Origin of the sequence: Psychrobacter muriicola 2pS (assembly GCF_904846535.1) — a bacterium.
In the GTDB taxonomy this organism is placed as follows: domain Bacteria; phylum Pseudomonadota; class Gammaproteobacteria; order Pseudomonadales; family Moraxellaceae; genus Psychrobacter; species Psychrobacter aquimaris.
In genome coordinates this window covers 397,139-411,015 of the sequence record NZ_CAJHBC010000002.1, presented here as the reverse complement: position 1 = coordinate 411,015, position 13,877 = coordinate 397,139, and the positions used below count along the sequence as shown (strand labels likewise).

Below are 13,877 nucleotides of genomic sequence, written 5' to 3'. Positions count from 1 at the left end.
TATAGAGACAATAATTAAAATAAAAAGCCAGCTAAGCTCACTAAGCGATATACGACCCTATTAATGATGACATATCGCCTAGCTGTAGCAAGAAATCTGGCTTGTTAACCACGTAGACCGATGAACTCTTCACGACCACGATAGCTTGCACGGACTTGTTGCTCAATACGTAACAGCTGATTGTATTTTGCGACACGGTCTGAACGGCATAGTGAGCCAGTTTTAATCTGACCAGCAGCAGTACCAACAGCTAAATCTGCAATGGTGCTGTCTTCAGTTTCACCTGAACGATGTGAGATAATGGTTGCATAGCCATTTTTCTTCGCTAGATAGATCGCATCTAGTGTTTCGGATAAGGTACCAATTTGGTTAAATTTAATCAAAATCGCATTAGCAATATGCTTATCGATACCTTCTTGCAAGATAGCAGGATTGGTCACAAATAAATCATCACCAACCAACTGAACTTTATCACCAATCTGCTCAGTCAAATATTTCCAACCATCCCAATCAGACTCATCAAGCCCATCTTCGATAGAGATAATAGGATATTGACGTGCCAAACCGACTAGATAGTCTGAGAATCCTTGGCTATCAAAGGCTTTATTGCCCTCGCCTGCCAAGATATATTGACCATCTTTATAAAACTCACTAGCCGCACAATCTAACGCCAAATGAATGTCTTCGCCCGCTTTATAGCCGACTTGCTCAATCGCTTGCATGATAACGGTGATGGCTTCTTCGTTGCTACGCAGGTTTGGCGCAAAGCCGCCTTCATCACCGACCGCAGTATTTAAACCTTGTGATTTCAACACAGATTTCAAGCTGTGGAAAATTTCTGTACCAGCACGCAATGCTTCTGAAAAGCTGGTAAAACCAACAGGCTCAATCATAAATTCTTGGATATCAACCGTGTTGTCCGCGTGCTCACCACCGTTTAAGATATTCATCATCGGTACAGGCATCGTCAGCGACGTCTGATTGCGCAAGTTTGCAATGTATTGATGTAATGGCAAGCTTTGTGACTTGGCAGCTGCTTTTGCAGTAGCAAGAGAGACTGCTAGCATGGCATTAGCACCAAGACTGTCTTTGTTTTCTGTGCCATCTAGCGCAATCATTGCATCATCAATGCCTTGCTGTTCAGTGACGTCTTTGTCCATCAACGCGCTGCGAATCTGGCTATTGACGTTAGCAACGGCTTTTTTGACGCCTTTACCCATATAGCGACTTTGGTCACCATCACGTAGCTCAAGCGCTTCGCGTGAACCAGTTGATGCACCACTTGGCGCAGCAGCACGGCCGATAGTGCCATCAGCTAAGATTACATCAGCTTCGATGGTTGGGTTACCACGCGAGTCTAAAATCTCACGGGCGCGAATGTCTTTAATTGCGGTGACGTTGGTGGTTTCTTCAGCGTACATAATGTCTGTTAATTCCTTTGGTCATGCCAAGTTTGTGGGATAAATAACGGCAACTAGAATACAAAAAAGATAAAGCAAAATCTCGTATAGTACTATGCCCAAACCAGCTTTGCTTATCTCTATAATCAGCAAGTTTTGAGCAAGATTAAAGGTGTTTTTAATACTTTAACCGTCAGCTATAGTGCTTGGCATCATAGCATAAATTTTGCCAAACTTCCCTTATCTTACACCGACTGGCGCTCATAAAATCACACCTAGATGAACAAATTACCAATTATGGATTTGTCTCAGCACCCATAATATCAAAAGTAATATGACTCTTATGCTTTCGTTAGACGCTTTGCTTTAGTCTCGGAGCCAGATACTGTGTTATCCAGCTCAACCTCTGTTTTAAATTGGGTCAAACGTAACGCATTCATTAATACAGAAATAGAGCTAAGCGCCATCGCAGCAGCAGCAATCATAGGATTTAAAAAGCCAAAAGCAGCAAGCGGAATACCCAGACAGTTATAAATGAAGGCAAAGAATAAATTTTGCTTGATGTTGCGCACCGTTGCATTAGCAATTTTTTGCGCGGCATCAATATGCATGAGCGACTCACCCATTAGACGTGCAGACGCACTATGCTGGGCGACATCTGTGCCTTCAAACATGGCAAAGCTTGCATCGGCAGTTGCCATCGCTGGCGCATCGTTGACACCATCGCCTGCCATTGCAACCTTATGACCAGCCGTTTGCAACAAGGCAATTTGACTGGCCTTATCACGTGGGCTCATTTTACCATAAGCTTGTTCAATACCCAGCTGCCCTGCCACATGATCGACGACGGACTGCTTATCACCACTCATCAAAATGACATTGATACCTGCATCTTGTAGCGCAGTAATAGCTTTCGGAGTATCTACTTTTAAGTCATCGGCTAGGGCAAAAGCACCTAAAGCTTCATCATTAATACTGACGGCGACGGTACTGGCAATTTGCCATACCTTTGGCATCAGCTTAGGCAGCGTTAAGTTAGCAAACTCTGCGGTACCGACTTTTACCACACCCAGACCTTCAATATTTGCTTGTATACCAGCGCCTTTAATGACACTAATATCAGTCACATTCATCAAGGGCAAGTTTCGCTCATTAGCCGCGTTAATCAATGCTGTTGCTAGCGGATGACTGGCATGCGCCTCAACGCTTGCTGCAATTTGTAAAACATCATCGACTGCAAGCGATTTATCCACCATCACATGATCCACGATAGTCGGCTTACCAATGGTCAAAGTACCTGTTTTATCGAGCACTACTGTATCGATGTTGCCTGCCGCTTCAAGGCTTTGTGCATCTTTGAACCAGACACCATGACGAGCAGCAACACCCATACCAGCCATAATAGCGGCTGGCGTTGCCAAACCTAGGGCACAAGGACAAGCAATGACCAACACCGAGACTGCATGCATTAAGGCAGTATCCATCATGCCAGTCAGCCACCACGTCACCCCAAAGGTGATAAGCGCAATGGCAACGACGACTGGTACGAATACTGCCGTCACTCTATCGGCAAGACGGGCTAAATTGGCTTTTGAGCCTTGGGCATCGCTGAGGGCTTGTACCATATCACCAAGCTTTGTATCACTACCTTTAGCACTGACGCGGTATAACAAGCTGCCATTTTCGACCAAGGCCCCTGCCAACAGTTTATCTCTCACTTCTTTTTTGAGCGGTACCGACTCACCCGTTAAGTGACTCTCCACACACCAGCCACTGCCATCAATGACTACCCCATCCGTTGCGACACGGCTGCCTTGCTTAGCACGCAAAATATCACCAACTTGCACGTCTTTAAGAGCAACATTGTGAAAATCGCCATTCGGCTGCTGCTGTTCGACTTCATCGGGGGTTAAGGACAATAATAAATCGATACTATTGAGGCTGTGTTTTTTGGTGCGCTCTTCTAGATACTTACCCGTACGCACAAAAGCAATGACCATTACGCCTGCTTCAAAATACACCGCAGGACTGCCATCCACACCGTGACCACCAGCATGACCACTTTGCAGCAGACTATTTAAAGTGCCATCGCCATGTGTCAGCCACAGATACGTTGAATACGCCCAAATGGTTACCGTACCGATGACTACCAATACGTCCATATTGGCAAGACCACCTTTGATAGACGCCCAAGCGCTTTTGTAAAATGGTAAAGCAAATCCAAACTGTACAATGGTCGCTAATATAAACTGAAGCCAAACCGGTGGCATCCACGCTATACCCTGTCCAACGAACATACCTGCCATACCAACTAAAAACGGCACCAAGCAAATCCATAACCCTATCAAGCGCCACGGGTACTGAGTCGCGGTATCTTCGTCTGTTTTGGCAAATAAACTATCGGCCGCCTGCAAGTTGGCAACGAAGCCTGTTTTATTTACCCACTCTGTCACCTGTTCAGGCGTTGTCTGGATCGGATCATAATCGACATTAGCAGTCTCACCAGCGAAGTTTACACTCACCTCGTATACCGACGGCTTTTTATTGAGCACCTTCTCAATTCGTGAGGCACAGGCTTGACATGTCATCCCCTCAATCGCCAACTGCAAGTGTGCACGCTGCGGCGTGTGCGGCGTATTGGATTGAATGTCAGTTTTTACATCGTAGGCATGATGAGTATCAGTTTGGGTAGAATCATTCATAAATAAAACTCGGTATGGCGTTATGGCGTTATGGCGTTATAAAATCGTCTGAGTTGGGACATCTAAGTCAAACAAATATCACACTCTAAAATTCAATATTGGTATGGTAGCACTGAATAATTAGTAGGCGACTCTCAATAAATAATTGCACTAAGGCTAAATACAGGTGTTAAACCTTAAATGGTCATGATTAGTAGTAATTCAAATCTTTCAGCTTCTTTAGCGATACTGAAAAAGAAAACACTGTATGTCAACACTACTATCAATAACTTCTAATCATTAAAAAACCAGCCATGATAGCTGGTTTTTTAATACGAACGAATGAGCTTAAGCATTGGCAACAGTAGCATCAAAGCCAGCATCTTCGATAGCAGCAGCAATTGTCTCGACACTGGTTTTGCTGTCATCAAAAGTAACCGTCGCTTGATTGTCTGCAAGCTCAATACTGATATCGTCTAACCCATCGATATCGGCAGTAGCATTATGGACACTTGCCACACAGCCACCGCAAGTCATGCCATCAATTTTAATAATACGTGTTTGGTTTGCCATGAAAGGCTCCTTATTCTTGTAATTGAGTTTTTATCAGTGAATAGTTATATATTTAAACAAGCTGCTTTTATCATTGTACTTCAAAGCTTTATAAAAACAGTATTCAACTAGCATAAGCTCTATCACGGTTAACAACAAGTCTCTTTAGTTGTCACTTTATTAATAGAACCGTACATTTAAGCCTAAGCGACAGGTCATCTGTCTTATTTTAGAATCAGAGCTCTTAATAAAATCTAATCATCATGATGTGGGTTTTGCGGTGCATCAAGAGGAAACGGCTGGGTCACATAATCAACAGTACTAATTGCTGCGGTAAAGGCATGGATACTGGTATCTGTGTCTTCATAACGTATGGTGGCAACATTATTATCAGGATCAAGCTCGATGGCCGTCACTCCTGTGATATTTTTCAATGCTATCATCACACTCTTTAACCCTTCATCATCATCGATATTTTCGATACTGACTTTTGCTGTTTGAATCGCCATGATCTCAGCCTCTTATTATCTGTGAATAAATTAATGAGTATCTAACACCTCAAAGCCTTTGACCAAGTCATCAATTTGCTTAAGCTGATGCAAAAACGGCTCTAACTGGCTCATACGTAGGGCACACGGACCATCGCATTTTGCGGTTTCTGGGCTTGGATGCGCCTCTAAAAACAACCCCGCCAGTCCTGTCGCTATCCCTGCTCGTGCCAATGTTGTGATTTGTTCACGGCGACCGCCCGCACTATCGCTACGTGCGCCCGGCTGCTGTAAGCTGTGCGTCACATCAAAGAACACCGGTATATTCATCTGCTTCATGGTATCAAAACCTAGCATATCAACGACCAGATTATTATAACCAAAGGCACTACCACGCTCGCATAAAATTAATTTATCGTTACCCCCTTCGAGGCATTTATTAACGATGTGACGCATCTCATGCGGCGCTAAAAACTGCGCTTTTTTGATGTTGATAATTGCATCTGTCTTCGCCATCGCATGTACCAAATCTGTCTGACGCGATAAGAATGCAGGTAGTTGAATGATATCTGCCACTTCAGCGACGGGTGCAGCTTGATACGGCTCATGCACATCAGTAATGATCGGCACTTGGAACTTTTCTTTGATTTGACCCAGCCAATCGATACCCTGCTCTAACCCAGGACCTCGATACGAGTGCAGGCTTGAACGGTTGGCTTTATCAAAACTGGCTTTGAAGACATAGCCAATACCCAAACGCTGACATATTTCGACATATTGCTCCGCAATCTCGAATGCCAATTCCTTTGATTCCAAAACATTCATACCACCGAACAACACAAACGGCTGATCGTTACCGATATTAATAGTATTGCCATTTGGCGTAGTAAGTTTGATATGTGATTGAGCCGTTGATAAATGTTCCATGAAGTCGTTGCCCTCTTTATTGTTATCAATATTTCTGTCCCATATTGTAACCGATAGGCTCAGTAAAAAAAGGGGTTAAGCGTAATTGCTTACCAACCATTAGAAAAATTGTCATGCGTATTGCTGAAAAACAACTTCATTCATGACCAAAGTAATCAAATTAAACTCAAAAAAAAGACCAATCCGAAGATCAGTCTTTTTTATACATGCAAATTTTCATACGTTAACGATTATTTGTTTTCGTTATAGTTCTTAGCCGCTTTTACAAAGCTGTTGAACAGTGGATGACCACCGCGTGGCGAGCTGGTAAATTCAGGATGAAACTGTACGGCGACAAACCAAGGATGATCAGCAATCTCGACCGATTCTACTAGGTGCTGCTTGGCAGAATAACCAGATATGGTCATGCCTGCTTGCTCTAATGGCTCGATATAGCGATTGTTCATCTCATAACGATGGCGATGACGCTCAGTGATATTTTTGGCGCCATAGATTTGGCTCAGCTTACTACCAGCAACCAATTCGGCTTGCTGCGCGCCCAAACGCATGGTACCACCAAGGTCCGAGTCATCACTACGAATCTGTAATTCGCCGCGCTCATCTAACCACTCAGTGATAAGACCAATGATAGGCTCTGCCGTTTTGCGATCAAACTCAGAAGAGTTGGCATCAATTTTGAGTACATTACGCGCGTATTCAATCACTGCTAGCTGCATACCAAGGCAAATACCTAAATATGGAACGTTGTTTTCACGAGCATAAGTGATGGCTTTTATTTTACCCATCGTACCGCGCTCACCAAAACCACCTGGTACTAGGATGGCATCAGCATTGTGTAACTGCGCCAATAAGCTGTCATCGTCTTCTAGACGCTCAGCATCAACATAGTCAATCTTGACATCAGCTTTATGAGTGATGCCAGCATGCAGCAGTGCTTCGTTGATCGACTTATAAGCATCAGGTAACTCGACGTATTTACCAACCATCGCCACCGTGAGAGTCATTTCAGGATTAAGCTGAGCTTCAACCACTTTATCCCAATCACTTAAATCTGCTTCTGGTACATCTAAACCAAAACGCTCACAGATCAAATCATCAAGATCCTGTTCATGAAGCGTACGTGGTATTTGATAAATACTTTGGGCGTCCTCACACATAATAACCGCACGCTCTTCCACATTAGTGAACAGCGCTATTTTGCGACGGTTGTCTGGCGAGATGTGGTGATCAGAGCGGCAAATCAATATATCAGGCTGCAATCCGATAGAACGCAGCTCTTTTACTGAGTGCTGCGTTGGCTTGGTTTTGGTTTCGCCTGCACTAGCAATGTAGGGAACTAGCGTCAAATGCATCAGCATGGCTCTATTGCGGCCAAGCTCTACTTGCATTTGGCGTACGGCTTCCATAAATGGTAGCGATTCGATGTCACCAACGGTACCGCCAATCTCAATAATAGCGATATCATACCCTTCACCACTGGCTAAGATCTTACTCTTAATTTCATCAGTGATGTGTGGAATAACCTGTACTGTACCACCAAGATACTCACCACGGCGCTCTTTATTTAGAACGTTTTGATAGATACGACCACTAGTGAAGTTATTACTCTTACTCATTTTTGAATGGCGTAAGAAGCGCTCATAGTAACCCAAATCTAAATCGGTCTCTGCGCCATCTTCGGTGACGAATACTTCGCCATGCTGGAATGGGCTCATCGTACCTGGATCGACGTTGATGTACGGATCCATCTTGGTCATCGTGACGGTCACGCCACGGGCTTCTAAGACCGCTGCAAGAGAGGCTGCGGTGATACCTTTTCCTAGTGAGGACACTACCCCACCGGTCACAAATATAAACTTGGTCATAGTACTCTGTCGGTAATTGGTAAAGAAGGATTTTACTAAAAATACGTCAAAAAATATAGGGCAAAAGCACAAACTCTTTGAAACATTCAGTTTTTAGTACCTAGCTATTATAACGTACTACCCACTCAAATAGGCATAACAAAAAAACTCACCCCGAAGGATGAGTTTTTATAATCAGATTCTAATGCTTAGATTAGAATTTGTATTCTAGACCACTACCAACTACGAATACTTCAGCATCGCCTCTAGTAACTAAAGTCTCACCATCTACATCAAGACTCTTAAGATCATCAGCATTGTTCATACCAGCATAGGCATGCATGATGATGTTGTCTTTAAAGAAGTATTTGCCACCAACAACGATTTGGTCTGAATTAGCATCATTCCAACCATTAAGGTTATCAGTTTTGTTGTATTGTGCGTATACAGATGCTGGACGAGCAAAGTTACTTAGACCCATTTGAGCACTAACCACTAAACCTTTTTCTTTCTTAGTATCACGAGCATAATCAAAATCAGCTACTTGATATAGCGCACCAAGTGTTACAGGAGCGGCGATGTATTTACCTAAGTCTACAGTTGCAGTACCACGGATGATATCACCTTGAATGTTCTGATCTTTGTCATAAGCCACACCAGCAGTGAAGCCTGTACCTTGGTCAAACATCATTGCAACGCCAAAACCAGCATCATTGTTGAAGTTATCATCATCAGAGCTATACATAGCATACAATTCTAATGGTAGATTATTGTATTTTGGTGCAGTCCAAATAGCTGAGCTATTGATACGACGACTGTCAGCCATGTTTAAGGCTTCAACAACGTCGTCTTCCATGTCGTTAGTACCCATGTTATCCCAATAACCTTCGTTAACAACAACGTTGTTAATTTTGTCTAGGCTAGATTGGTTTTTACCAACACGGAACTCACCGAATTGCTTGTTATTAACACCAAGATAAGTATCACGGTTAGAGAAAGTATCATTATCACCGTCAATGCTTGTGCCATACTCTAACTGATAGATCACATCAGTGTTGGCAGTCATGGCTTCAGAGCCTTTAAAGCCTAAACGTGAAGAATGAGAGTTGATTTCTACTGTGTTTTCATCGAAATCTTCACCAGCCGCAGTTGCATTGAAATCTGCATTGACATAGTCAAGAGCTAAGAATGCTTTACCATAGACAGTCGGCGCTGCATTGGCTGCAGATACAGATAGGGCAGCAACTGCTGTAGCTAAAAGTAGTTTTTTCATGGGGTATCTCCACTTTACAATTTTAGTAATAAGCTAGCTATTATTAGCTGGTGCTCATAATGGTATCGTCACAAATCCTCAAAGATATAATGTGTAACTGGCTACCGAGATTAGTCAGAAACAAGTGTGGCGAAGTTCTATTACAGTAAGATGAAAAAAACCATGACTTACATAACTGGGATTAAAAAGTAACTGCCATGTAAACTTAGGTCTTTATCGCTCCGTTGCGTAACATCCGTTACCAAACTCATACTTCGAATACAAGCATAACAACTTTGACATAATTTGCAACATATTTTTTCAATTTTTAAACTCAGTATTTGTTGAACACTATATCTACTATAGAATGTAGGTCTGCGCAGAAAAAATCCCTACCTGCTCAAATAGATAAAGATATTATTGATTAATATAATTACCAAGAACTTGAAATTATCGTAACGAATACTTTTTAATCCACAGAAATAAAGCCCTACTTATTAATGAATAAGTAGGGCTAATAAAAAATAATAAATGTCATTCATAGCATGCTGACAGTCACAATTGGCATCGATAAATTGATACAAAAGCAGAGAAAAAGCGGTTCTCACGGCTATTGTGTCAAAAATATTTGCTGATAGTAACTAAAGTAAACACCCATTACCGACTTCTTATTAAGCACATGAGCCAAAAAGAAGCTGCTGTCAGTCATTTAAGAATCCTAAGGCAAAATTCATCATGCCTTATCTTAATATTAACCTGCTTTTAATATTAACCTGCTTTTAATATTAACCTGCGTAATATTAGCAGCCTGCTTTGAGATCAAGGCGTGCCTGATGCAGTAATGGCTCAGTATAGCCACTTGGCTGCTCACGACCTTTAAATACCAAATCACAGGCCGCTTTGAACGCATAAGAATGGTCAAAGCTATCTGCCATCGTCTGATAGTCGCTATCCCCTGCATTTTGCTCATCAACGACTTTTGCCATACGTTTCATGGTATCCATTACTTGCTGCTCGCTAACCACGCCATGGTGCAACCAGTTGGCAATATGTTGGCTAGAGATACGCAAGGTAGCACGATCCTCCATTAGACCCACATCATTGATATCCGGTACTTTAGAACAACCAACGCCTTGATTTACCCAACGTACAACGTACCCTAAGATGCCCTGAGCATTGTTGTCTAGCTCTTGCTGCTTCTCTTCGTCTGTCCAATTGGTGTTTTTTGCTAAGGGGATGGTCAAAATGTCGTCTAAACTGGCACGTTCACGTGATTTTAGGCTGTCTTGAACATCAGCAACACTTACTTGATGATAGTGCATACTGTGCAAGGTTGCTCCTGTCGGTGATGGTACCCATGCAGTACTAGCACCAGACTTAGGATGGGCAGCTTTGGTGTCCATCATCTCTTTCATCTCATCAGGCTTCGCCCACATGCCTTTACCAATCTGAGCAACACCCTGTAGACCAGTCTCTAAACCGATATCAACGTTCCACTGCTCGTAGGCCGGCTGCCATGCTTGTGACTTCATCTCACCCTTAGGTACAAAGGGGCCTGCATTCATGCTGGTATGCATCTCATCACCAGTACGATCTAAGAAACCTGTGTTAATGAAAATAACACGCTCTTTCGCTTGGCGGATGGCTTCTTTTAAGTTGACCGTCATACGGCGCTCTTCATCCATGATACCGATTTTGATGGTATTACGCTCTAAGCCTAATAAATCTTCTACTGCATTGAATAAATCGTTGGCCATTTTGACTTCTTCAGGGCCATGCATTTTTGGCTTCACGATATACATTGAACCTTTACGTGAATTCGATAGCTCATTTTTACCTTTAAGGTCATTGAGCGTTAATAGTGGTGTAATCAGACCATCCATCAAGCCTTCGAATATTTGTTCTTGACCATCACCCAAGTCGACCAATATTGCAGGGTTTTGCATGAGGTGACCGACGTTACGAATCAGCAGTAATGAACGACCTGGCAGGATAAGCTTGCCACCGTCTGGAGTGGTGTATTCACGATCTGGATTTTGCTGACGTGTGCGGGTTTTGCCACCTTTTTCAAAGGTTTCTTGCAAGTCACCATTCATGAGACCAAGCCAATTGCGATACACTTCCACTTTTTCTTCTGCATCAACAGCAGCGATTGAGTCTTCACAATCTTGGATCGCCGTAATGGCTGACTCTAGTAGCACATCTTTGATATGAGCAGGATCGTCTTTACCGACTGGATGATTGGCATCTATTTGAATTTCTGCATGCAAGCCGTTGTTTTTTAATAAAATACCCGTTGGGTTTGCGGCATCACCGACGAAACCAACGAATTTTTCTGAATCTTTTAGCTCAGTACTGCTATCACCTTGGACAATTTCAAGCTTACCATCGACCACTTTAAAGCCGGTCGCGTCGTTATATGAACCTGACGCCAATGCAAAGTTTTCATCTAGGAATTGTTTGGCATAAGCAACGACAGCAGCGCCACGAGTTGGATTGTAACCACCTTTTGCTTCTTGACCATTTTCGTCACTGATAACGTCAGTACCATATAAAGCATCATACAGGCTACCCCAACGAGCGTTGGTTGCGTTCAATGCGTAGCGCGCATTACGTACTGGTACGACCAGCTGCGGGCCTGCAATATGAGCAATCTCATCATCGACATTTTCTGTGCTAACTTTAAAATCATCGCCTTCTGGCAACAGATAGCCAATCTCTTGTAAGAATGCTTTGTAAGCAGGATAATCAATGTTGCCGTCTTTAGCAGGATGCTGCAGGTGCCATTGGTCAATCTGCGCTTGAATCTTGTCGCGAGTTGCAAGCAATGCTTTATTGCGCGGCGTAAACTCTTTAATGACCTTTTCAAAACCTGACCAATAACTGTCTGAATCAACACCGACTTTCGGCAGCACTTCGTTTTCAATAAAGTCATACAATTGCTGGTCGATGGCAAGAATGCCTTTTTGAATACGATTGGCGTTAGAAGACTGGCTCATGTTGTTATCCTTATCTGTTCGTGAGGGGTGTAAATACGAAGTTGCTACCGCAATGATTACACATTGTCGGCCTTAGGCATCTATTCCAAATTTAGATGAAATACTAAGTAAACCTACTGATATATCATACAAGCTTGTCGTGAATAGTGACTCAACTATTTATGCTATGCTATTAACCTATGTTTTTTGCCGCATTAGCCATTAGCATAGTCAAAGCATTTGATTATGGTGTCAACCTCGCTTAATGTACTTAGTGTACAATTTGAGCTCGGTTGCCTTGTACCCACTTTAAACAGTTCAACTGCATAATATTAGCAATCATCACCACTGCAACAATACAATATGGCTACACATCAATAGTAAGACAAAATAGCGCTTAAGCAAAATATCATCCTACTATCAAACAAAGAAATAAACAAGAAAACATCATTCATTAAATAAATACTGAGGTTGTATAAGAATGATAACCTATATGACATAAGCGCTAAGAGATTTTATTAGCACTTATTGATTAGTACCTCATCCAGTACAGATAAACTATCAGTAATCATTACCTCACAGATTTATGCTTAACCGTTATCTATTTAATATTTGAAAAAGACATTTTAAGCGTTCGATTATGGCAAAGACTATGAATAAAGAAGATATGACAATCAAGAACAGTAATGACAAGGTCATGAACGACAGCAGTATAGAAGAACATCTTATAGTGAAAGACGATATCGAAGAGGACGATGTCGATATCGCAAAGCTACGCACCCCGATCAAGGTTGACCTATCTGCTGTTTATAATTTTTTGGGTGCGCGCACGACGCAAGCTTGGGTTGATGCGGCTATTGCGAATGTACCGCTGATCATTCAAGATCATGCCAATTGCGAAAAAAAGGCCGCTGGCACCGCCATGAATCTCATATTCCGCTATGAGTTTTCTTATGATTTGCAGCGTAAATTGGCGCAATTGATACGTGAGGAAATGCTTCATTATGAGCAGGTCTTAGGTATCATGAATGACCGTGGTCAGGCATGGAAATATCTTAGTGCCGGACGTTATGCCAAAGGTATGTTAAAACACAAACGTACTTATGAGCCAGCAGCGATGGTTGATGTATTGATAATCGGCGCATTTATCGAAGCGCGCTCTTGTGAACGTTTTGCCGCGCTTGCTGAAGTCATCGACGACGAGCGTTTGGCAAAGTATTATCGCTACTTACTGAAGTCAGAGAGTCGTCACTTTGAGGATTATTTAGCCTTGGCTCAATCACTATCTGAGGACAATATTGATGAGCGCGTCGCATTTTTTAAAGAAGTAGAAGCCGAATTGATCTCTAGCCCAGATCATGAGCTACGTTTTCATAGCGGCACCCCTGCTTAAATCCACGCGATTAGACATCGTTTTATACAGTAAAAAAGCGAAGTAACTGACCGAGTTCCATACTCTAATCCGTTACTTTACTTTTAGTTCGATGTTTGAGTTTTGTTATCTCAAAATGAATGGTTATTTATCATCTTTCATTAATGTGCTGTCGTATTGTTTATTATCTTTAGCGACATTATGAGGATCGTGATCATCAGTTGTCCTTTCTGCCGCTGCTGGATTGACTTTTTGTAACGCATCAGCGGGTACGATACCATTATTGTCGTTCGCATCTCTTAACTTATGGCTTTGGCTGACGACCTTGTCATCTGGCGTACTCATCATCATTCCTTATTAAAGTAGTCATTCTATGAATAGAG

At 42.5% G+C, this 13,877-nt stretch carries 10 protein-coding genes; 1 reads left to right on the top strand and 9 read right to left on the bottom strand.

The window, feature by feature from the left end; translation table 11 throughout:
- Nucleotides 1-104: 104 nt before the first annotated feature.
- From eno to JMX93_RS04120, 8 genes are all read right to left on the bottom strand, one after another.
- The gene (eno, locus tag JMX93_RS04155) at nt 105-1,421 is read right to left on the bottom strand and encodes a phosphopyruvate hydratase (protein ID WP_045444505.1); all 1,317 of its coding nucleotides are present in this window, start codon (nt 1,419-1,421) and stop codon (nt 105-107) included.
- A gap of 320 nt (nt 1,422-1,741) precedes the next feature.
- A complete protein-coding gene (locus JMX93_RS04150; RefSeq protein ID WP_499203941.1) occupies nt 1,742-4,102 on the bottom strand; it encodes a heavy metal translocating P-type ATPase in 2,361 nt (786 codons plus the stop codon).
- A gap of 327 nt (nt 4,103-4,429) precedes the next feature.
- Nucleotides 4,430-4,654, bottom strand: coding sequence for a heavy-metal-associated domain-containing protein (locus tag JMX93_RS04145; RefSeq protein ID WP_193011695.1), 225 nt, complete (start codon nt 4,652-4,654; stop codon nt 4,430-4,432).
- 233 nt (nt 4,655-4,887) lie between these two features.
- Nucleotides 4,888-5,142, bottom strand: coding sequence for a cation transporter (locus tag JMX93_RS04140; protein ID WP_193011696.1), 255 nt, complete (start codon nt 5,140-5,142; stop codon nt 4,888-4,890).
- Between the two features lie 30 nt (nt 5,143-5,172).
- On the bottom strand, nt 5,173-6,048 hold the full coding sequence (kdsA, locus tag JMX93_RS04135) for a 3-deoxy-8-phosphooctulonate synthase (protein ID WP_193011697.1): 876 nt from the start codon (nt 6,046-6,048) through the stop codon (nt 5,173-5,175).
- 230 nt (nt 6,049-6,278) lie between these two features.
- Nucleotides 6,279-7,913 carry a CTP synthase gene (gene pyrG / locus JMX93_RS04130; protein WP_198331731.1) on the bottom strand — a complete coding sequence of 545 codons (1,635 nt, stop codon included), beginning with the start codon at nt 7,911-7,913 and terminating at the stop codon, nt 6,279-6,281.
- Between the two features lie 193 nt (nt 7,914-8,106).
- Entirely contained in the window at nt 8,107-9,165 is a 1,059-nt protein-coding gene (locus tag JMX93_RS04125; RefSeq protein ID WP_193011699.1) for a porin, read from the bottom strand.
- Nucleotides 9,166-9,944: 779 nt separating this feature from the next.
- On the bottom strand, nt 9,945-12,143 hold the full coding sequence (locus tag JMX93_RS04120; protein ID WP_499203940.1) for a malate synthase G: 2,199 nt from the start codon (nt 12,141-12,143) through the stop codon (nt 9,945-9,947).
- 676 nt (nt 12,144-12,819) lie between these two features.
- Between JMX93_RS04120 and JMX93_RS04115 the strand changes: the two genes are divergently transcribed.
- Nucleotides 12,820-13,515 carry a MiaE family protein gene (locus JMX93_RS04115; protein ID WP_443215740.1) on the top strand — a complete coding sequence of 232 codons (696 nt, stop codon included), beginning with the start codon at nt 12,820-12,822 and terminating at the stop codon, nt 13,513-13,515.
- Between the two features lie 123 nt (nt 13,516-13,638).
- On the opposite strand, the gene JMX93_RS04110 is transcribed toward JMX93_RS04115, so the two are convergent.
- On the bottom strand, nt 13,639-13,839 hold the full coding sequence (locus JMX93_RS04110; RefSeq protein WP_426138325.1) for a hypothetical protein: 201 nt from the start codon (nt 13,837-13,839) through the stop codon (nt 13,639-13,641).
- Nucleotides 13,840-13,877: the final 38 nt, after the last annotated feature.

Excerpts from the sequence above, each read along its gene's own strand:
- eno (WP_045444505.1), bottom strand. The coding sequence starts at position 1,421 with ATGTACGCTGAAGAAACCACCAACGTCACCGCAATTAAAGACATTCGC.
- JMX93_RS04150 (WP_499203941.1), bottom strand. The coding sequence starts at position 4,102 with ATGAATGATTCTACCCAAACTGATACTCATCATGCCTACGATGTAAAA.
- JMX93_RS04145 (WP_193011695.1), bottom strand. The coding sequence starts at position 4,654 with ATGGCAAACCAAACACGTATTATTAAAATTGATGGCATGACTTGCGGT.
- JMX93_RS04140 (WP_193011696.1), bottom strand. The coding sequence starts at position 5,142 with ATGGCGATTCAAACAGCAAAAGTCAGTATCGAAAATATCGATGATGAT.
- kdsA (WP_193011697.1), bottom strand. The coding sequence starts at position 6,048 with ATGGAACATTTATCAACGGCTCAATCACATATCAAACTTACTACGCCA.
- pyrG (WP_198331731.1), bottom strand. The coding sequence starts at position 7,913 with ATGACCAAGTTTATATTTGTGACCGGTGGGGTAGTGTCCTCACTAGGA.
- JMX93_RS04125 (WP_193011699.1), bottom strand. The coding sequence starts at position 9,165 with ATGAAAAAACTACTTTTAGCTACAGCAGTTGCTGCCCTATCTGTATCT.
- JMX93_RS04120 (WP_499203940.1), bottom strand. The coding sequence starts at position 12,143 with ATGAGCCAGTCTTCTAACGCCAATCGTATTCAAAAAGGCATTCTTGCC.
- JMX93_RS04115 (WP_443215740.1), top strand. The coding sequence starts at position 12,820 with ATGAACGACAGCAGTATAGAAGAACATCTTATAGTGAAAGACGATATC.
- JMX93_RS04110 (WP_426138325.1), bottom strand. The coding sequence starts at position 13,839 with ATGAGTACGCCAGATGACAAGGTCGTCAGCCAAAGCCATAAGTTAAGA.